The 18,771-nt window shown below is 69.2% G+C and carries 21 protein-coding genes; 17 read left to right on the forward strand and 4 right to left on the reverse strand.

Annotation, left to right across the window (positions count from 1 at the left end):
- The first annotated feature begins 83 nt into the window (after positions 1 to 83).
- The gene (locus IEY81_RS14915; protein WP_229787888.1) at positions 84 to 881 is read left to right on the forward strand and encodes a GH25 family lysozyme; all 798 of its coding nucleotides are present in this window, start codon (positions 84 to 86) and stop codon (positions 879 to 881) included.
- A gap of 106 nt (positions 882 to 987) precedes the next feature.
- On the opposite strand, the gene IEY81_RS14920 is transcribed toward IEY81_RS14915, so the two are convergent.
- Genes IEY81_RS14920 through IEY81_RS14935 form a run of 4 tightly spaced genes read right to left on the reverse strand, consistent with a single transcriptional unit; the run spans position 988 to position 3,712 of the window.
- Positions 988 to 1,266 (reverse strand): YciI family protein, encoded by a 279-nt coding sequence (locus tag IEY81_RS14920; protein WP_189119269.1) that lies wholly within the window; start codon positions 1,264 to 1,266, stop codon positions 988 to 990.
- Entirely contained in the window at positions 1,266 to 1,898 is a 633-nt protein-coding gene (locus tag IEY81_RS14925) for an MBL fold metallo-hydrolase (protein ID WP_189119270.1), read from the reverse strand. Before IEY81_RS14925 ends, IEY81_RS14920 begins: the two co-directional genes overlap by 1 nt.
- Before the next feature lie 24 nt (positions 1,899 to 1,922).
- Positions 1,923 to 2,414, reverse strand: a complete 492-nt coding sequence (locus IEY81_RS14930; RefSeq protein WP_189119271.1) for a hypothetical protein — start codon at positions 2,412 to 2,414, stop codon at positions 1,923 to 1,925.
- Positions 2,415 to 2,461: 47 nt separating this feature from the next.
- Entirely contained in the window at positions 2,462 to 3,712 is a 1,251-nt protein-coding gene (locus tag IEY81_RS14935; protein WP_189119272.1) for an isochorismate synthase, read from the reverse strand.
- Between the two features lie 107 nt (positions 3,713 to 3,819).
- Here IEY81_RS14935 and IEY81_RS14940 point away from each other — a divergent pair, with 107 nt between their 5' ends.
- From IEY81_RS14940 to nuoL, 16 genes are all read left to right on the forward strand, one after another.
- Positions 3,820 to 4,401, forward strand: a complete 582-nt coding sequence (locus IEY81_RS14940; RefSeq protein WP_189119273.1) for a hypothetical protein — start codon at positions 3,820 to 3,822, stop codon at positions 4,399 to 4,401.
- A gap of 60 nt (positions 4,402 to 4,461) precedes the next feature.
- Entirely contained in the window at positions 4,462 to 5,151 is a 690-nt protein-coding gene (locus IEY81_RS14945; RefSeq protein WP_189119274.1) for a demethylmenaquinone methyltransferase, read from the forward strand.
- Positions 5,152 to 5,170: 19 nt separating this feature from the next.
- Positions 5,171 to 5,851 (forward strand): ankyrin repeat domain-containing protein, encoded by a 681-nt coding sequence (locus IEY81_RS14950; protein WP_189119275.1) that lies wholly within the window; start codon positions 5,171 to 5,173, stop codon positions 5,849 to 5,851.
- A gap of 27 nt (positions 5,852 to 5,878) precedes the next feature.
- Positions 5,879 to 6,529: an HD domain-containing protein gene (locus tag IEY81_RS14955; RefSeq protein ID WP_189119276.1), complete on the forward strand. Its 651-nt coding sequence runs from the start codon at positions 5,879 to 5,881 to the stop codon at positions 6,527 to 6,529.
- 244 nt (positions 6,530 to 6,773) lie between these two features.
- Positions 6,774 to 7,130, forward strand: a complete 357-nt coding sequence (locus tag IEY81_RS14960) for an NADH-quinone oxidoreductase subunit A (protein ID WP_189119277.1) — start codon at positions 6,774 to 6,776, stop codon at positions 7,128 to 7,130.
- An 82-nt stretch (positions 7,131 to 7,212) separates the two neighbouring features.
- The gene (locus IEY81_RS14965; protein ID WP_189119278.1) at positions 7,213 to 7,767 is read left to right on the forward strand and encodes a NuoB/complex I 20 kDa subunit family protein; all 555 of its coding nucleotides are present in this window, start codon (positions 7,213 to 7,215) and stop codon (positions 7,765 to 7,767) included.
- Between the two features lie 38 nt (positions 7,768 to 7,805).
- Positions 7,806 to 8,411 carry an NADH-quinone oxidoreductase subunit C gene (locus IEY81_RS14970; RefSeq protein WP_306341457.1) on the forward strand — a complete coding sequence of 202 codons (606 nt, stop codon included), beginning with the start codon at positions 7,806 to 7,808 and terminating at the stop codon, positions 8,409 to 8,411.
- Positions 8,408 to 9,724 carry an NADH-quinone oxidoreductase subunit D gene (locus tag IEY81_RS14975; RefSeq protein WP_189119280.1) on the forward strand — a complete coding sequence of 439 codons (1,317 nt, stop codon included), beginning with the start codon at positions 8,408 to 8,410 and terminating at the stop codon, positions 9,722 to 9,724. Before IEY81_RS14970 ends, IEY81_RS14975 begins: the two co-directional genes overlap by 4 nt.
- Positions 9,721 to 10,467, forward strand: coding sequence for an NADH-quinone oxidoreductase subunit NuoE (gene nuoE / locus IEY81_RS14980; protein WP_189119281.1), 747 nt, complete (start codon positions 9,721 to 9,723; stop codon positions 10,465 to 10,467). Before IEY81_RS14975 ends, nuoE begins: the two co-directional genes overlap by 4 nt.
- Positions 10,460 to 11,815 (forward strand): NADH-quinone oxidoreductase subunit NuoF, encoded by a 1,356-nt coding sequence (nuoF, locus tag IEY81_RS14985; RefSeq protein ID WP_189119282.1) that lies wholly within the window; start codon positions 10,460 to 10,462, stop codon positions 11,813 to 11,815. The genes nuoE and nuoF overlap by 8 nt, the downstream gene beginning before the upstream one ends.
- Positions 11,808 to 14,006 (forward strand): NADH-quinone oxidoreductase subunit G, encoded by a 2,199-nt coding sequence (locus IEY81_RS14990; RefSeq protein ID WP_189119283.1) that lies wholly within the window; start codon positions 11,808 to 11,810, stop codon positions 14,004 to 14,006. Before nuoF ends, IEY81_RS14990 begins: the two co-directional genes overlap by 8 nt.
- A complete protein-coding gene (gene nuoH, locus IEY81_RS14995) occupies positions 14,003 to 15,328 on the forward strand; it encodes an NADH-quinone oxidoreductase subunit NuoH (protein WP_189119284.1) in 1,326 nt (441 codons plus the stop codon). Before IEY81_RS14990 ends, nuoH begins: the two co-directional genes overlap by 4 nt.
- Positions 15,325 to 15,864 carry an NADH-quinone oxidoreductase subunit NuoI gene (gene nuoI, locus IEY81_RS15000; protein WP_189119285.1) on the forward strand — a complete coding sequence of 180 codons (540 nt, stop codon included), beginning with the start codon at positions 15,325 to 15,327 and terminating at the stop codon, positions 15,862 to 15,864. The genes nuoH and nuoI overlap by 4 nt, the downstream gene beginning before the upstream one ends.
- On the forward strand, positions 15,861 to 16,580 hold the full coding sequence (locus IEY81_RS15005; RefSeq protein WP_189119286.1) for an NADH-quinone oxidoreductase subunit J: 720 nt from the start codon (positions 15,861 to 15,863) through the stop codon (positions 16,578 to 16,580). Before nuoI ends, IEY81_RS15005 begins: the two co-directional genes overlap by 4 nt.
- A complete protein-coding gene (gene nuoK, locus IEY81_RS15010) occupies positions 16,577 to 16,882 on the forward strand; it encodes an NADH-quinone oxidoreductase subunit NuoK (RefSeq protein ID WP_189119287.1) in 306 nt (101 codons plus the stop codon). Before IEY81_RS15005 ends, nuoK begins: the two co-directional genes overlap by 4 nt.
- Positions 16,876 to 18,771 (forward strand): NADH-quinone oxidoreductase subunit L, encoded by a 1,896-nt coding sequence (nuoL, locus tag IEY81_RS15015; protein ID WP_189119288.1) that lies wholly within the window; start codon positions 16,876 to 16,878, stop codon positions 18,769 to 18,771. Before nuoK ends, nuoL begins: the two co-directional genes overlap by 7 nt.

Consider the following 18,771-nt stretch of genomic DNA (forward strand, 5'->3'; position numbering starts at 1 on the left):
CTCGGGAAAGGCCTAGCCCCATGAGACCTTCGCGCCGCAGATCCATGAGACTGACCGCCGTAGCCGCCGGTCTTCTCCTCGCCATGTCACTGTCCCCCACCCAGTCCGCCGGCGCCGCCGAGAAGGACGACCGCCACCTCACCCAGAAGGCGAAGTCGCACGGTGTCGACCTCGAGCACGGTGCGTACGTCGGCTGGTCGACGCCCGGTTCCCACGCCGAGGGCGGCACCCCCAACGACAAGCCGATCACCGCGCAGGCGACCGTGAGCGGCATGGACGTCTCCGGCCACCAGGGCAACGTCGACTGGGCCTACTGGTGGGGCCAGGGCAAGCGGTTCGCCTACATCAAGGCGACCGAGGGCACCTACTACAAGAACAGCACCTACTTCCCGCAGCAGTACAACGGGTCGTACAACCAGGGCTTCATCCGCGGGGCCTATCACTTCGCCAACCCGTCCGACTCCGGCGGCGCCGCGCAGGCCGACTACTTCGTCAACAACGGCGGCGGCTGGTCGGCCGACGGGAAGACGCTGCCGGGCGTGCTCGACATCGAGTACAACCCCTACGACGGTGGCACCTGCTACGGCCTGTCCCAGGCCTCGATGCGCTCCTGGATCGCCGCGTTCCTCGACCGCTACCGCTCCCGCACGGGCCGCGACGCGGTCATCTACACGACCACCGACTGGTGGACGACCTGCACCGGCAACACCTCGCAGTTCGCCAGCTCCCACCCGCTGTGGATCGCGCGCTACGCCAGCACGCCCGGCACCCTGCCGTCCGGCTGGAGCTTCTACACCTTCTGGCAGTACACCTCGTCGCCGCTGGACCAGAACACCTTCAACGGCGCGATCGACCGCCTGCAGGCGCTTGCCCGCGGCTGAGAAGCGCGCCTGAAATCGCATCGAGTCGGCGCAACTGCCTCACGCCCCGGGGCAGATGCGCCGACTCGACGTCATTTTCTGAGGCAGTTGCGCCGACTCGGCGATCTCAGAGTTTCAGGTCCTTCATCCAGGAGCCGAGGACCGGGGTCCACTCGAAGACGCGACGGTCCTTGATCAGGCCGACGGCGCGGAACGGGTCGTCGTTCACGGCCGCCTCCACCGCCGCGACCTCGCCCTCGAAGAGGAGCAGGCCGGAGCCGTCGGAGGTGGGGCCGGAGAGCACCAGGTTGTCCTGGCTCGCCAGGAAGTCCCGGTGAGCGCTGAGGTGCTGGGCGCGCACCTCGGGGAGGTCGTTGTAGGTGTAGAGGACTGCGACGAGGGCCATCAGAGGTCGGCCCCGTCCGCGAGACGTACGTAGCCGCGCTCGGCCGGGATCAGCGCACCCGCCTGGGTGTCGAACGTCTTCGAACCGGCCTCGGAGTAGACCCGGTCGTGGATCGCGAGGGTCTTCGAGGCGCCGACCTCGCGGGCGAAGTCGATCAGGTCGGCCGAGCGCGCCCATGGCGCGGAGACCGGCAGGAAGAGTACGTCCACGGGCTGGCCGGGGCCGTCGAGCGCGTCGCCCGGGTGGAAGATCTTGGTGTCGCCGGCCTGGATCAGGTAGCCCGAGTTGTCGATGTGGGGCAGCTCGGGGTGGATGACGGCGTGCTTCTCGTTGATCGCGGTGACCGGGAGCCCCACGTCGAACGTGTCGCCCGGCTTCACGACGGTGGTGCGCTCGTGGACCGCGGGCGCACCCTTCTGGATCTGCGCCGCGACCGAGCCGATCGTGTAGATCGGAGCGTCGTTGTTCTCGAGCAGCGGCGGGTGGTAGTGGTCGGGGTGCTCGTGGGTGATCAGCACCGCCGTCGCGCCGTCGAGGGCCTCGGGCTGGGTGAAGACGCCCGGGTCCAGGACGACCACGGCTCCGTCGTGCTCGATCCGGACACAGGCATGGCCGAACTTCGTGATCCTCATGCCGCCGAATCTATCGCGCCGGATCTAGACCTCGGAGCGGACCATGTTGGCGAGCCACAGCCCGATGAAAGCGGGGAGGAGCACGCCCCAACCCATGTGCACGGCCGAGTCCTCCGGGAGGGCGATCACGCCGATCACGCCGACGACGCTCGGCAGCGCACCGGCCACGATCGAGAAGCCGATCTCGGCGCCGGGATGCTTGCTCCGGGAGTAGGCGAGGTAGAGGCCGATGGCTGCGGCCGCGACGGCGAAGAGGATCGCCAGCACGGCCGCGACGGTGAGCAGGCGGTAGGCGCCGGGAGCGTCGTCGGGGCGATCGGCCAGCCAGCCGATGGCCGACCAGAAGCCATGGCTCTGTCCCTCGTCGCCATCGTCGTAGACGATCCGGAAGGCCGGCACGGTGAGCATCGCGACGATCAGGACCGGCACCATGAGCAGCTGGGTGCGCGCCAGCCGGTCGGCGTTCTCCTCGCCCTCGCGAAGAGACGTGCGGATGAGAGCGTCCGAGTTCTCCATGGACGGAGACTAGCGGCGCGGCCTCGGGCCAACGGGTGGACGCGCGGTCAGGACAGCGCGTCGCGGATGGGGACGAACTTCGCCTGTGTCTCGGCCAGCTCGGTCGCCGGGTCGGAGCCGGCCACGATGCCGCAGCCGGCGAAGAGGCGGGCGGTGCGGTCGTCGATGAGCTCCGCGCTGCGCAGCGCGATGCCCCACTCACCGTCGCCGGAGGCGTCCATCCAGCCGACCGGCCCGGCGTAGCGGGCGCGCTCCATCGACTCGATCTCGGCGATCAGCGCGACGGCGTCCTCGCGCGGGGTGCCGCCGACGGCGGCGGAGGGGTGGAGCGCGGCGGCCAGGTCGAGCGAGCTGACCCCGTCGCTGGCCACGCCGGTGATGTCGGTGGCCAGGTGCATCACGTTGGGGAGCTTGAGCACGAACGGCGCCTCGGGCACGTTCATCGAGGAGCAGTGCGGCTCCAGCGCGTCGGCGACCGACCTGGCGGCGTACTCGTGCTCCTCGAGGTTCTTCGAGGACTCGGCCAGCGACGAGGCGAGGGCGTGGTCGAAGTCTTCCTCGCCGGTCGGCCAGATGGTGCCGGCCAGCACCCGGGAGGTGACCAGGCCGCGCTCGCGGCGAACCAGCAGCTCGGGGGTCGCGCCGAAGAGGTCGTCGACGTGGAACGTCCAGCAGGTCGGGTACGCAGCGGCCAGCCGCCGCAGGACGGACCGGATGTCGATCGGGGCGCTGGCAGCGGCCAGCAGGTCGCGGGCGAGGACGACCTTGTCGAGGTCTCCGTCCTGGAGCCGCGAGACGGCGTCGGCGACGATCCGCATCCAGTGCTCGCCGTCGACGTAGGCATCGGCGAAGACGACGTCGCGCGGGGCCTCCGGCTCCGGGGCCGGGGCCAGCGCGGGCGGCGGGGCCGCGGCGGGGCCGACGGTGGTCACCCAGGCGACGTCGCCGCGCTTGCCGACGACGACCGAGGGAACCTTGAGCACCGAGAAGCCCGGCAGGTCCGCGAACGCGAAGGAGCCGAAGCCGACCAGGCCGGTGCCGGGCTCGCCCACCGGGTCGGTGACGGTCGAGACCGCGACGAGCTCCTCGAACCACTTGGCCGCGTGGGCGAACCGCTCGGGGCCCGACGTCCGGATCTCGGCGGCGGTGCCCCAGCCGACCAGGCCCTCGCCGTGGCGGACCCAGGAGAGCACCCGCCGGCGGGCGGGGAGCAGCGCGAGCAGGTCCTCGAGAGTCTCGGAGTCGGCGTCGAGCGCCACTGTCGTGGCTACCAGGGACCGCTGTTCCGACTCACTCACCCGACCAGGATATCGGCGTGGTGTCGCCGGAGACGAGTCGATGTGATGTATGCGCCGTCACGCCCCGTTTGCCACGCATCACCAGATGGGTTGTAGCGTGCGCAGGCGTGAGTACCAACAAAGAGCAGTCGTTCATCGCAGAGAACGGCATCACCCTCGGCATCATCGCCCTGGCCCTCTTCGTCGTGCTGGGCGTGGGCCTGCCGCGATGGGTTGGCGACTCCGAGTCCCACTCGGGTGTGAAGATCACCCTGCCGGCGACCCTGTCGGGTGGCCTGAAGTCTGCCGACGAGAAGTCCTCCTACGACCTCGACGCGATCAAGAAGCAGGGCGCGACCGAGGAGCAGCTGGACCAGTTCATCAAGCAGAACGCGATCGGCGCGAAGACCGAGGACCGCAACGTCTCCGACGCGCTCGGCTTCTCGATGGCCTCGCGCACCTACATCACCAAGGACATGAAGAAGTCCGTGCTGATCCGCGCCTTCGCCGGTGACGGCAGCGCCTACTACGGCGGTGGCGAGGTCTCGAAGGTCCGCGACAACATCTGCTACTCCAGCTCCGACCAGCAGACCGGTCAGACCCAAGCGACCTGCTCGCACGCCTCCAACGACCTGACCGTCCAGGCGACCGCGATGTCGAAGAAGGAAGCGGCGAAGTACGCCGACGAGATCTTCGAGAAGCTCGCCTGATCCTCGGTCCGACGGCGACCCGAGACCGAGCCTGATACAGACCTGAGACAGAATCAGCCTGTGACCCGAGCAGACCTGGACAAGCAGCCCGGCGAGGTGCGCCGGATGTTCGACGCCGTGGCCAAGCGCTATGACCTCACCAACGACGTGCTCTCGCTCGGCCAGGACCGGCGCTGGCGCCGCGAGGTCATCAAGGCCGTCGCCCCGAAGCCGGGCGAGCTCGTGCTCGACCTCGCCGCCGGCACCGGCACCTCGTCCCAGCCGTTCCTCGACGCCGGCGCCGAGGTGGTGCCGACCGACTTCTCGATCGGCATGCTCCAGGTCGGCAAGGAGGCCAAGCCTCACCTGCCGTTCACGGCCGGCGACGGCACCCGGCTGCCCTATCGCGACGGCACCTTCGACGCGGTGACGATCTCGTTCGGCCTGCGCAACATCGTCGACCCCGCGGCCGGCCTGCGCGAGCTGCGCCGGGTCACCCGCCCCGGCGGCCGGATCGTGGTCTGCGAGTTCTCGCACCCGACCTGGAAGCCGTTCCGGACGGTCTACGTCGAATACCTGATGAGGGCGCTGCCGCCGGTCGCTCGGGCGGTATCCTCCTCCCCGGACGCGTACGTCTATCTCGCTGAGTCCATCCGGGCATGGCCTGACCAGGCAGGTCTCGCCGACATGCTCACCTCGGCGGGTTGGCGATCGCCGACCTGGACGAATCTCTCGGGTGGAATCGTCGCACTTCATCACGCAACCGCTTGATCTCTGCGAAAGTTCAACTATGACCACGACGTTGCCATGGGACGGCATCTTGATGCCTCGCGAGGCCTACGGCCCCGCAGCGGTCAAGGCCAGGGACTCGCTCACCGACGCGGCCGCGCAGGGTGACTGGCGCCGCGCGCTCTCGCAGGTGCGCAACGACTACACGGTCGGTGTCAACACCTGGAAGATCGGCGGCGAGTCGATGTTCACCCCGCTCCACCACGCCGCCTACCTCGGCGCGCCGCGCGAGACCGTGCAGGAGCTGCTCTCGCTGGGTGGGGTCCGGTCGCTCCCGACCGCCCACGGCGAGACGCCCTACCAGCTCGCGCAGCGACGCGGTCACGACCACCTGCTCGACATGCTCGACCCCTACTTCCGCCCGGGCACGCCCCTCGGCGACAACCTCGAGGGCGTCAACCTCCATGTGAACCAGACGCTCGCCGAGCTGACCGCGGAGTTCCGGGGCGACTATCAGCTGCGCACCTTCGACGTCCGGCTCATCTCCGAGGAGGGCGGCCCCGACGAGGCCTGGTTCACCGCGCCGGGCATGTACGGCGGCATCCGGATCGGGATGTTCTGGGGTCGCGCCCACCTGGAGTACAACTCGCGGCTCGGTGACTCCTACGCGGTCGTCGGTCCGGAGGGCTCGACCTACGTCAGCCGCACCAAGCGGGCCATGCCCGCCCTCCCCGGCCGCTGACCGAGCCTCGCATGCGAAGGTCGTCCCATGGACGACTCGCGTGACGACCTGATCGCCGGCCTCAACCCGCTCCCGCACGAGATCGGTGGGCGCCTGCGCGCCCAGCTGGAGTTCATCGCGGAGGCCGACAAGCTCAAGACGATCCTGCGCGCCTCCCCGCTCGCCGCGGCCGACCGCCGCGAGAACGACGCCGAGCACTCCTGGCACCTGGCGCTGATGGTGCTGCTGCTGGCCGAGTACGCCGACGAGCCGATCGACGTCGGCCACGCGATCAAGCTCGTGATCATCCACGACATGGTCGAGATCTACGCCGGCGACAGCCCGGTCTTCGACGCCGCCGCCGTCGTCGATCAGGTCGAGCGCGAGGAGGCCGCCGCCGACCGGCTGTTCACGATGCTGCCCTCGGACCAGGCCGATGAGATCCGGGCGCTGTGGGACGAGTTCGAGGCAGCCCAGACACCCGAGGCACGCTTCTGCAAGGCGATGGACCGGCTCGAGCCGATGTTGCTCAACTGGCTCAACCGCGGCGGCACCTGGGGCATGCCCGGTGCCACCGAGTCTCGGGTGCGTGCGCGCGAGGCCGGTGTGGTCGCCGCGTCCACGACCCTCGGCGCGGCCACCGACGCCATCGTGCGCGCCGGGCTGGCCGAGGGCTGGATCCGTCCCGACGCTGGCTGAGCGGTCGGTGGCGGACGTCCGGCATACGTCATGAGAGCGCTCGCACGCGCCTCATGACGTACCTCTGCCATCGTTTGCGCCCGGATGCGGACGCACTCTCCGGCGATGACCGGAACGCGCCACACGCCATTTCACCAACCCACTTGCAATCCGCCGCAGGAGTGGCAGGATGTGAGTTGGCCCACATTGTGATTACATTCACAAAGTCTCAAGAAGGGGTGGGCCGCTCAGGGTAGGAGGCGAGATGGAGCTCTACGTGCCGGTGCTCGCGTTGGCGGGACTGGCGACGCTCTTCGCGGTCGGTTCGGTGGTCATGAGCTCGGTCGTGGGACCGAGCCGCGCCAACCGGGCGAAGGCGGATCCCTACGAGTGTGGGATCGAGGCCACGCCACAGGCGCTGGGCGGTCGCTTCCCGGTGAAGTACTACATCACCGCGATGCTCTTCATCATCTTCGACATCGAGATCATCTTCCTCTACCCGTGGGCCGTCAGGTTCGACGCGATGGGGTGGTTCGGTCTCGCGGAGATGGGCCTCTTCCTGCTGACCGTGTTCGTGGCGTACGCCTACGTGTGGCGCCGCGGTGGATTGGACTGGGACTGACCGTGAACAAGCGAAGCGAGCGAACAATCCAGGGCAGCTCTCCCCGGGCCCCGCGGCTGCCCGCAGCGAAGCGAGGACAGTCGTGGGTATAGAAGAGAAGCTTCCGAGCGGGGTTCTGCTCACGACAGTCGAGGGCCTGGCGGGCTACTTCCGCAAGGCGAGCCTGTGGCCGGCGACGTTCGGACTGGCCTGCTGTGCCATCGAGATGATGACGTCGGGTGGGCCGAAGTACGACCTCGCGCGCTACGGCATGGAGGTCTTCCGGGCCTCCCCGCGCCAGGCCGACCTGATGATCGTGGCCGGTCGGGTGAGCCAGAAGATGGCGCCGGTCCTGCGCCAGATCTACGACCAGATGCCGGAGCCGAAGTGGGTGCTCGCGATGGGCGTCTGCGCCAGCAGCGGCGGCATGTTCAACAACTACGCGATCGTCCAGGGCGTCGACCACATCGTGCCCGTCGACATGTATCTCCCCGGCTGCCCGCCGCGTCCGGAGATGCTCATCGACGCGATCCTCAAGCTCCACGACAAGATCCAGGGCGGCTCGCTGGGCGTCAACGCCGAGCGCGAGGAGGTCGCCGAGGAGACCGCGGCGCTGCGCCAGCTGCCGCTGATCGACCAGACGGGACTGCTGCGTTGAGCGATAACGCTGATCCGACCGAGAAGCCGGGCGGTGGCATGTTCGGCGTGCAGGACACCGGCGACACCAGCGGCTACGGCGGTCTCACCCGCCAGCACGCGATGCCGAGCCGCACCAGCGACGTCGGCGTCCAGCCCTACGGCGGCTGGTTCAAGGAGATCGCCGACGCGCTCTCCTTCGCCGGAGCCGAGGCCGTCATCCACCGCGGTGAGCTGACCTTCCACGTACGCCGCGAGCAGCTGCTCGAGGTCCTGCAGGTGCTCCGCGACGAGCTGCGCTTCGAGCTCTGCTCCGGGGTCTCCGGGGTGCACTACCCGGCCGACCAGGGCAACGAGCTGCACGCGGTCTACCACCTGCTCTCGATGACCTTCAACCGCCGGGTGCGGATCGAGACCGCCGCGCCCGACGCCGACCCGCACGTGCCGAGCGGGGTGTCGGTCTATCCGACGCTCGACTGGCACGAGCGCGAGACCTACGACATGTTCGGGATCGTCTTCGACGGACACCCGGGGCTGACCCGGATCCTGATGCCCGACGACTGGCCCGGACACCCCCAGCGCAAGGACTACCCGCTCGGGGGGATCCCGGTGGAATACCACGGCGCCACGATCCCGCCGCCGGACACTCGCAGGAGCTACAAATGACGACCACCGAGGCCGACGAGGGCCGCACCTTCACCGTCACCGGCCAGGACTGGGACGAGCTGACCGACGCCCTCAAAGACGTCAAGGACGAGCGGATCGTCGTCAACATGGGGCCGCAGCACCCCTCGACCCACGGCGTGCTCCGGCTCATCCTCGAGCTCGAGGGCGAGACCGTCACCGAGGCCCGCGCCGGCATCGGCTACCTCCACACCGGCATCGAGAAGAACCTCGAGTTCCGCTCCTGGACCCAGGGCACGACCTTCGTCACCCGGATGGACTACCTCTCGCCGATCTTCAACGAGACGGCCTACGTCCTCGGCGTGGAGAAGCTGCTCGGCATCGGCGCCGAGGTGCCGGAGAAGGCCGACGTCATCCGGGTCCTGCTGATGGAGCTCAACCGGATCTCCTCCCACCTTGTGGCGATCGCGACCGGTGGCATGGAGCTGGGTGCGCTGACCGTGATGACGATCGGGTTCCGCGAGCGCGAGCTCTGCCTGGACCTGTTCGAGTTCATCACCGGCCTGCGCATGAACCACGCCTACATCCGCCCCGGCGGGGTCGCCCAGGACGTACCCGAGGGCACCGTCGAGCGGGTCACCGAGTTCATCGAGCTGATGAAGACCCGGCTGACCGAGTACGCCGCGCTGTGCAACGCCAACCCGATCTTCAAGGGCCGCCTCGAGCAGGTCGGCTACCTCGACCTCGAGGGCTGTCTCGCGCTCGGCCTGACCGGCCCGATCCTGCGCAGCACCGGCTACCCGTGGGACCTGCGCAAGACCCAGCCCTACTGCGGCTACGAGGACTACGACTTCGAGGTCATCACCTGGGACACCAGCGACTCCTACGGTCGCTTCCGGATCCGGCTGGCCGAAATGTGGGAGTCGCTGCGGATCATGGAGCAGGCGCTCAAGCGGCTCGAGGACCTCGACGGCGCGCCCGTCATGGTCGCCGACAAGAAGATCGCCTGGCCCTCGCAGCTCTCGGTCGGCCCTGACGGCCAGGGCAACTCCCTCGACCACATCCGCCACATCATGGGGGAGTCGATGGAGGCCCTGATCCACCACTTCAAGCTGGTGACCGAGGGCTTCCGGGTGCCGGCCGGCCAGGCGTACGCAGCGATCGAGTCGCCGCGCGGCGAGCTCGGCGCCCACGTGGTCAGCGACGGCGGCACCAAGCCCTTCCGGGTCCACTTCCGGGACCCGTCGTTCACCAACCTGCAAGCCACCAGCGTGATGTCCGAGGGCGGCATGGTGGCCGACGTGATCGTGGCGATCGCGTCCATCGACCCGGTGATGGGAGGCGTCGACCGATGAGCCTTGCTCCGGAGACCTACGACGAGCTGCGCGAGATCGCGGGCCGCTACCCGCAGGCCCGATCGGGCCTGCTGCCGATGCTCCATCTGGTGCAGTCGGTGGAGGGACGCGTCACGCCCGAGGGCATCGAGGCGTGCGCCTCGGTGCTGGGCCTGACCGCGGCCGAGGTGAGCGGCGTGGCGACCTTCTACACGATGTACAAGCGTCATCCCGTCGGCACCCACCACGTCGGTGTCTGCACCAACACGCTCTGCGCGGTGATGGGCGGTGACGAGATCTTCGCCTGCCTGCGCGAGAAGCTCGAGGTCGGCAACGACGAGACCACCGCCGACGGCAAGATCACCCTCGAGCACATCGAGTGCAACGCGGCCTGCGACTACGCGCCGGTGGTGATGGTCAACTGGGAGTTCTTCGACAACCAGACCCCCGAGTCGGCCTCCCAGCTCGTCGACGACCTGCGCGAGGGCCGCGAGGTCGTGGCCTCCCGCGGTGCCAAGATCACCAGCTGGCGCGAGGCCGAGCGGGTGCTCGCCGGCTTCGAGGACGGGCTGGTCGACGAGGGTTCCGCGGCCGGGCCGGCCTCGGTCGTCGGGCTCGAGCTCGCCCGTGAGCGCGGCTGGGCCGCGCCGGGCGACACCCGCGGCTCCGTCGAGGTGCCGCAGCAGATGCCGGAAGCCGTCGAGGAGGCGGACACCAGCCGCGCCGAGTCGGAGACGATCGCCGAGGAGGCCTCCGATGACTGACACCCTGACCCCGGTCCTGACCGCCAACTGGGCCGACGACCGGGCCTGGACGCTGTCGGCCTACGCCGAGCAGGGCGGCTACGACGCGCTCGACGTGGCGCTCGGGATGAGCCCCGAGGAGGTCCAGACCACGGTCAAGGACTCCGGCCTCCGCGGCCGCGGAGGCGCAGGCTTCCCGACAGGCGTGAAGTGGGGCTTCCTGCCGCCGCCCGACCCGGAGAACCCCAAGCCGCGCTACCTCGTCGTCAACGCCGACGAGTCCGAGCCCGGCACCTGCAAGGACATCCCGCTGATGATGGCCTCGCCCCACACCCTGGTCGAGGGCGTGATCATCTCCTCCTACGCCATCCGCGCGGAGCGTGCCTTCATCTACGTACGCGGCGAGGTGCTGCACGTGATCCGGCGGCTGCGCGCCGCCGTCCGTGAGGCCTACGAGGCCGGCCACCTCGGCACGGACATCCACGGCTCCGGCTACGACCTCGAGCTGGTCGTCCACGCCGGTGCCGGTGCCTACATCTGCGGCGAGGAGACCGCGCTGCTCGACTCGCTCGAGGGCCGCCGCGGCCAGCCCAGGCTGCGCCCGCCGTTCCCGGCCGTCGCCGGTCTCTACGCCAGCCCGACCGTGATCAACAACGCCGAGTCGATCGCCTCGGTGCCCGCGATCGTGAAGAACGGCGCCGACTGGTTCGCCGGCATGGGCACCGAGAAGTCGGCCGGTTTCGGCATCTTCTCGCTCTCCGGCCACGTCAAGAAGCCCGGCCAGTACGAGGCCCCGCTCGGCATCACGCTGCGCGAGCTGATCGATCTGGCCGGCGGCGTACGAGAGGGCCACGAGCTGAAGTTCTGGACCCCGGGTGGCTCCTCGACCCCGCTGTTCACCGACGAGCACCTCGACGTGCCCCTCGACTTCGAGGGGGTGCAGGCGGCCGGCTCGATGCTCGGCACCCGCGCGCTGCAGATCTTCGACGACTCGGTGTGCGTGGTGCGCGCGGTGCTGCGGTGGACGGAGTTCTACAAGCACGAGTCGTGCGGGAAGTGCACGCCGTGCCGCGAGGGCACGTGGTGGCTGGTGCAGGTGCTGGAGCGGCTGGAGAAGGGCGACGGCGAGCCCGGCGACCTCGACCTGCTGCTCGACCAGTGCGACAACATCCTCGGCCGCTCGTTCTGCGCGCTGGGTGACGGTGCGACCAGCCCGATCACGAGCTCGATCAAGTATTTCCGGGACGAATACCTGGCTCACCTCGAGCACGGTGGCTGTCCCTTCGACGCCAGGAAGTCGACCGCCTGGGCGGACCCGGTGGTCGAGCCTGTCGAGACCACCCCTGAGGAGGCAGTCGCTCATGACTGACGTGACGCTCAAGATCGACGGCGCCGACGTCACGGTCCCCGAGGGGACCCTCGTCATCCGGGCCGCCGAGCAGGCCGGGATCGAGATCCCGCGCTTCTGCGACCACCCGCTGCTCGAGCCGGTCGGCGCCTGCCGGCAGTGCCTGGTCGACATCCCCGACGCCGGCAACGGCCGCGGCTTCCCGAAGCCGCAGGCCTCGTGCACGATCCCGGTCGCCGAGGGCATGGTCGTCGAGACGCAGAACCGCACCGCGGTGAAGGCGCAGCAGGGGATCATGGAGTTCCTCCTGGTCAACCACCCGCTGGACTGCCCGGTCTGCGACAAGGGCGGCGAGTGCCCGCTGCAGAACCAGGCCATGTCCCACGGACAGGGCGAGACCCGGTTCGACGGCGTGAAGCGTACGTTCCCCAAGCCGATCAACCTTTCGCCCAACGTGCTGCTCGACCGAGAGCGGTGCATCGTCTGCCAGCGCTGCACCCGGTTCGCCGCCGAGATCCCGGGCGACCCCGGCATCGCGCTGATCCAGCGCGGCGCCCAGCAGCAGATCGGCATCGCCGAGGACAAGCCGTTCTCGTCCTACTTCTCCGGCAACGTCATCCAGATCTGCCCGGTCGGCGCGCTCACCTCCGACGACTACCGGTTCCGCGCGCGTCCCTTCGACCTGGTCTCGACCCCGAGCGTCGCCGAGCACGACGCCTGCGGCGCAGCGATCCGCGTCGACCACCGCCGCGGCAAGGTGATGCGCCGGCTGGCCGGCAACGACCCCGAGGTCAACGAGGAGTGGATCTCCGACAAGGACCGCTTCGGCTTCCGCTACGCGGTCCGCGACCGGCTCACCTCGCCGATGATCCGTGAGGACGGCGAGCTCCGTCCGGCGTCCTGGCTCGAGGCCGTCGCCGTCGCCGCCCAGGGGCTGGCCGCCGCCGGCTCGGTCGGCGTGCTGCCCGGTGGCCGGCTGACGCTGGAGGACGCGAAGGCCTACGCGACCTTCGCCCGTGAGACGCTGCGCACCCCGCACGTCGACTTCCGCTCGCGCCCCCTCTCCGCGGAGGAGACCGGCTTCCTGCGGTCCCGCGTCGCCGGCACCAGCGTCACCTACGCCGACCTCGACGCCGCCGACCACGTGGTCCTCGTCGGGCTCGAGCCGGAGGACGAGGCCGGCACCCTGTTCCTGCGCCTGCGCAAGGCCAACCGAGCCGGGTTGCGGATCACCGCCCTGAGTGCGTACGCGTCAGAGGGCTCGCGCAAGCTCGGCGCCGAGGTCGTGCTGACCGCTCCCGGTGCCGAGAAGGACGCGTTGTCGCAGGTCAGCGGGGTCACCGAGGCTTCGGTGATCCTCGTCGGCGAGCGGCTGGCGACCAGCCCCGGCGGCTACACCGCGGCAGCTGAGCTCGCCGATCGCAGCGGCGCCAAGCTCGCCTGGGTGCCGCGCCGCGCCGGTGACCGGGGCGCCGTCGAGGCGGACCTGCTGCCCGGTGAGGGCGGCCTCGACGCCGAGGCGATGGTCCGGCAGGGCGGGCTCGACGCGCTGCTCGTCGCCGGCGTCGACCCCGACGACACCGCCGATCCGGCCGCGTTCCTCGCGGCGCTCGACGAAGCCGGATTCGTGGTCAGCCTCGAGCAGCGGGTCACCGCCGTGACCGAGCGCGCCGACGTGGTGCTCCCCGTCGCCGCGGCCTCGGAGAAGGCGGGCACCTTCGTCACCTGGGAGGGGCGCCGCCGCCCGTTCCAGAAGGTCTTCGAGAAGCCCGCCACGTACTCCGACGCCGAGGTCCTGGCCCACATCACCGCCGAGATCGCTCTTCTGGAGACCGAGACTGCAGGAGTGGCGGACGAAACTGTCGAATCGTCGCCCACAACCACCTTCTCGGCCGCCACAACTGAGGATTCGGCGGGGCTTCACCTGGCGACCTGGCACCTGATGCTCGACAACGGCACCCTCCAGCGCGGCGACAAGGCGCTGGCGGCGACCGCCCGGGCGGCAGTCGTACGCCTCCCGGCAGCGCTCCACGCGGAGCTCGGTGACGTCGTGACGATCACCGGAGACCGGGGGAGCTGGACGCTTCCGGCGCTGCCGGCCGAGATGGCCGAGGGCACCGTGTGGGTGCCGACCAACAGCTTCGGGCGCGGTGTCTGGGCGGATCTCGCCTCCCCGGGCTCGACGGTCACCGTCGAGGGAGCAGTGCAGTGAACGGGCTGGAGCAGTTCGGCCAGGACCCCTGGTGGATCATCGCGATCAAGGTCCTGCTGGTCTTCGTGGTCTGCGTCGTGCTGACGCTGTTCAACATCTGGTGGGAGCGCAAGGTCGTGGCCCGGATGCAGCACCGCATCGGGCCCAACCGGCACGGTCCGTTCGGACTGCTGCAGAGCCTCGCCGACGGCGTGAAGCTGGCGCTCAAGGAAGATCTGACCCCGCAGAAGGCCGACAAGATCGTCTTCGTCACCGCGCCGATCCTGGCCTGTGTGCCGGCGTTCGTGACGTTCTCGGTAATCCCGTTCGGGCCGGAGGTCGACTTCTTCGGCGAGCGCACCCCGCTGCAGCTGACCGACATGCCGGTCGCGGTGCTGTTCGTGATGGCGATCGCCAGCATCGGCATCTACGGCATCGTGCTCGGTGGCTGGGCGTCCGGCTCGACCTACTCGCTGCTCGGCGGCCTGCGCAGCAGCGCGCAGATGATCTCCTACGAGGTCTCGATGGGGCTGGCGCTGGTGACCGTCTTCCTGATGGCGGGGAGCCTGTCCACGAGCGAGATCGTCGCGGCTCAGCACGACTGGTGGTTCGGCGCCCTGCTGCTGCCGTCGTTCCTGATCTACTGCATCGCGATGGTCGGCGAGACCAACCGCGCGCCGTTCGACCTGCCGGAAGCCGAGGGCGAGCTGGTCGGTGGTTTCCACACCGAGTACTCCAGCCTGAAGTTCGCCCTCTTCTTCCTGGCCGAATACATCAACATGGCCACCGTCAGCGCGCTCGCCACGACGCTGTTCCTGGGCGGCTGGCGGGCCCCGCTCGGCATCGGCACCCTGTGGGCCGGCGCCAACGAGGGCTACTGGCCGGTGCTGTGGTTCTTCCTGAAGATGTTCTTCTTCATCTGGATCTTCATCTGGCTGCGCGGCACGCTGCCGCGGCTGCGCTACGACCAGTTCATGGCGCTCGGCTGGAAGATCCTGCTGCCCGCCAGCCTGGCCTGGATCGTCGTGGTCGCGATCATCAAGATGGCTGCCATCCAGGGCGACTTCAGCCCGAGCTGGATCCTCTTCGGCTTCGGCCTGGTCGTCACCGCGGTGGTCGTGCTCGGCTTCCTCAACCGGATGCCGGAGAAGGCCCCCCAGGTCACCAAGCCGACCGGCGGCTACCCGACCCCGGCGCTGCCGCAGGGCGGCGCCGTGCGAGGTGCCGCTCAGCCGTTGGTGTTCGGACCCGACGCCGTGCAGCCGGGCAGCAGCGGCGTACGCATCATCTCCTCGCCCGAGGACGAGCTGTCCGAGGACGCACTGCCTGAGGAGGCAAAGTGAGCAAGGACGACCGCACGTTCAAGGAGCGTTTCTGGGACCCGGTGAGCGGGTTCGCGGTGACGTTCGGGACGCAGTTCAAGAAGCCGGTCACCGAGCAGTACCCGCAGCAGAAGGAACCGACCGAGGAGCGCTTCCACGGTCGCCACCAGCTCAACCGTCACGCCGACGGCCTGGAGAAGTGCGTCGGGTGCGAGCTGTGCGCGTGGGCCTGTCCCGCCGACGCCATCTACGTGGAGGGCGCCTCCAACACCGAGGAGGAGCGCTACTCGCCCGGTGAGCGCTACGGCCGCGTCTACCAGATCAACTATCTGCGCTGCATCCTGTGCGGCCTGTGCATCGAGGCCTGCCCGACGCGCGCGCTGACGATGACCAACGAGTACGAGCTCGCCGACACCTCCCGCGAGAGCCTGATCTACGAGAAGCAGGACCTGCTCGCGCCGCTCGAGGAGGGGATGGAGGCTCCTCCGCACCCGATGTTCCTCGGCAACGACGAGTCCTCCTACTACGCGCCCGAGCCCAAGGAGCGCGCCCGATGAGCTTCGTCATCCTCGCGACGATCATGGTGATCGCCGCGCTGGGGCTGCTGTTCGCGCGCAAGCCCGTGCACGCCGCGCTGTCGCTGGCGGTGGTCATGGTCTGTCTCGCGATGGTCTACGCGACGCTGGAGGCACCGTTCCTGTTCGCGGTGCAGATCGTCGTCTACACCGGCGCGATCCTGATGCTGTTCCTGTTCGTGATCATGCTGGTCGGCGTCGACACCTCCGACACGCTGAAGGAGACGATCGCCGGGCAGAAGGTGCTCGCGGGCGTCCTCGGCGTCGGGCTCGGTGCGATCCTGATCGCGGGCGTCGGCCAGGCGAGCATCGCCACGATGCGCGGGCTGTCCAGCGCCAACGAGGGCGGCAACGTACAACGTCTGGCCGACCTGCTGTTCTCCCGCTACGTGATCGCCTTCGAGGCGACCAGCGCCCTGCTGATCACCGCGGCGATCGGCGCGATGGTGCTCGCCCACCGCGAGCGGATCGACCCGAAGCAGACCCAGACCGGTCTGGCGCAGAAGCGGGTCGCCGACTACGCGGCGAGCGGCAAGCACCTCGGCCCGCTGCCCCCACCGGGCACCTTCGCCAGACACAACAGCAACGACACCCCGGCCCTGCTGCCGGACGGCTCGCAGAGCAAGAAGTCGGTCCCCGCGATCCTCGCCGGCGGAGTCTCGAACGGCTCGAACGACGTAGAAGGAGACGACGCATGACCGACAGCACCACGGCGTACGTCATCCTGTCCGCCATCCTCTTCACGATCGGCACCATCGGCGTGCTGACCAGGCGCAACGCGATCGTCGTCTTCATGTGCGTCGAGCTGATGCTCAACGCGGCCAACCTGGCCCTGGTGGCGTTCAGCCGGATGCACGGCAACCTCGACGGTCAGGTGACCGCGTTCTTCGTGATGGTCGTCGCGGCCGCTGAGGTGGTCGTCGGGCTGGCGATCATCATGACCATCTTCCGCACCAGAAACACGGCTTCGGTCGACGAGCCAAGGATGCTCAAGTGGTAACTGCTGCACTCGTCAACCCCATCGAGGCGGACGGGGTCTTCTCGCTGCTCTGGCTGGTCATCGCGCTGCCGCTGGCCGGTGCCGCCCTGATCCTGGTCGGGCGCCCGCTGGCGCCGGCGCTGTTCGACCGGATCGGCCACTGGCTCGCGGTCGCGCTCGCGGGCGCGTCCTTCGTGCTCTCGCTGGTCCTCTTCTTCGCCGCCCTCGGGCGTGACGAGGAGAGCAGGCAGGTCGTCCAGCACCTCTACACCTGGTTCGACACGGCCAGTTCTCGAGGTGACGGTCTGTCGGTGGGCTTCGACCTGCTCTACGACCAGCTCTCCAGCCTGTTCCTGCTGCTCATCACCGGCGTCGGCACGCTGATCCACGTCTACTCGGTCGGCTACATGGCCCACGACGAGCGCCGCACCCGGTTCTTCGGCTATCTCAACCTGTTCCTCGCCGCGATGCTGATGCTGGTGCTGGCGGAGAACTACGTCGGCCTGTTCCTCGGCTGGGAGGGCGTCGGTCTGGCGTCCTACCTGCTGATCGGCTTCTGGCAGTACAAGCCGTCCGCGGCCGCCGCCGCCAAGAAGGCGTTCGTGATGAACCGGGTCGGCGACATGGGGCTCTCGCTGGCGATCGCGCTGAGCTTCGTCACCTTCGGGTCGACGTCGTTCTCCTCGATCGACGTCAGCGATACCACGACGACCACGCTCAACTGGCTCGGCATCCTGCTGCTGGTCGGTGCCTGCGGCAAGTCCGCGCAGGTCCCGCTGCAGGGCTGGCTGCTCGACGCGATGGAGGGCCCGACGCCCGTCTCGGCGCTGATCCACGCGGCGACGATGGTCACCGCCGGTGTCTACCTCATCGTCCGCTCGTCGGCGATCTTCGACGCCGCCGACGCGGCCTCGACGGCCGTGGTGGTCGTCGCCCTGGTCACCATCATCTGGGGTGCCGCGGTGAGCTGCGTGAAGGACGACATCAAGAAGGTCCTGGCCGGCTCGACGATGAGCCAGATCGGCTACATGATGCTGGCCGCCGGCCTGGGCGGACCGGGCTATGTGTTCGCGATCTTCCACCTGCTGACCCACGGCTTCTTCAAGGCCAACATGTTCCTCGGCGCCGGCTCGCTGATGCACGGCATGAACGACGACGTGAACCTCAAGCACTACGGCGCCCTGAGCCGAGCGCTCCCGGTCACGTTCCTCACCTTCGCGATGGGCTACCTGGCGATCATCGGGTTCCCCGGCTTCGCCGGCTTCTGGTCCAAGGACAAGATCCTCGAGGTGGCCTTCGCGGAGAGTTGGCTGGTCGGTCTCATCGCCCTGCTGGCCGCCGGTGTGACCGCCTTCTACATGACCCGTCTGATGATGCTGGCCTTCTTCGGCCGCAAGCGGTGGCTCGAGGGCGTACACCCGCACGAGTCGCCGAAGATCATGACCGGCCCGCTCGTCGTCCTCGCGGCGCTGTCGGTCCTCGGTGGTGTCCTCGCGCTCGGCGGCTGGATCGAGCACTGGCTCGAGCCGGTGGTCGCCATCGGTCACGGCGAGCACCACGGCCCGCTCCCGGTCTGGGCGACCTCCGTCCTCGCGGTGCTGGTCGTCGCGATCGGCGTCGCGGCCGCCGCGTTTGCCTTCGGCCGCCGCCCGGTCACGACCGAGCCGACGCCCTACCTGCACGTCCCGCACGTCGAGGACGTCGTGGTGCCGCCCGGGATGGCGCTCACCCGCGGCACCCTCGCGACCGACAAGTACGCGGTCGACGGCCTGATGAGCGGTGGCCCGATCGCCCTCGCGGCGATCGCCGGTGAGCTCCGCAAGGCGCAGACCGGCTACGTACGTTCCTATGCCCTCTCCGTCCTCGGTGGCACGGTCCTCGTCGCCCTGGCCCTGATCGTGGTGAGCTGA

This window comes from Nocardioides luteus, assembly GCF_014648595.1.
Taxonomy (GTDB): domain Bacteria; phylum Actinomycetota; class Actinomycetes; order Propionibacteriales; family Nocardioidaceae; genus Nocardioides; species Nocardioides luteus.

Coding starts and splice junctions, on each gene's coding strand:
- IEY81_RS14915 (WP_229787888.1), top strand. CDS start 84: ATGTCACTGTCCCCCACCCAGTCCGCCGGCGCCGCCGAGAAGGACGAC.
- IEY81_RS14920 (WP_189119269.1), bottom strand. CDS start 1,266: ATGGCCCTCGTCGCAGTCCTCTACACCTACAACGACCTCCCCGAGGTG.
- IEY81_RS14925 (WP_189119270.1), bottom strand. CDS start 1,898: ATGAGGATCACGAAGTTCGGCCATGCCTGTGTCCGGATCGAGCACGAC.
- IEY81_RS14930 (WP_189119271.1), bottom strand. CDS start 2,414: ATGGAGAACTCGGACGCTCTCATCCGCACGTCTCTTCGCGAGGGCGAG.
- IEY81_RS14950 (WP_189119275.1), top strand. CDS start 5,171: ATGACCACGACGTTGCCATGGGACGGCATCTTGATGCCTCGCGAGGCC.
- IEY81_RS14955 (WP_189119276.1), top strand. CDS start 5,879: ATGGACGACTCGCGTGACGACCTGATCGCCGGCCTCAACCCGCTCCCG.
- IEY81_RS14960 (WP_189119277.1), top strand. CDS start 6,774: ATGGAGCTCTACGTGCCGGTGCTCGCGTTGGCGGGACTGGCGACGCTC.
- IEY81_RS14970 (WP_306341457.1), top strand. CDS start 7,806: ATGTTCGGCGTGCAGGACACCGGCGACACCAGCGGCTACGGCGGTCTC.
- IEY81_RS14975 (WP_189119280.1), top strand. CDS start 8,408: ATGACGACCACCGAGGCCGACGAGGGCCGCACCTTCACCGTCACCGGC.
- nuoE (WP_189119281.1), top strand. CDS start 9,721: ATGAGCCTTGCTCCGGAGACCTACGACGAGCTGCGCGAGATCGCGGGC.
- nuoF (WP_189119282.1), top strand. CDS start 10,460: ATGACTGACACCCTGACCCCGGTCCTGACCGCCAACTGGGCCGACGAC.
- IEY81_RS14990 (WP_189119283.1), top strand. CDS start 11,808: ATGACTGACGTGACGCTCAAGATCGACGGCGCCGACGTCACGGTCCCC.
- IEY81_RS15005 (WP_189119286.1), top strand. CDS start 15,861: ATGAGCTTCGTCATCCTCGCGACGATCATGGTGATCGCCGCGCTGGGG.
- nuoK (WP_189119287.1), top strand. CDS start 16,577: ATGACCGACAGCACCACGGCGTACGTCATCCTGTCCGCCATCCTCTTC.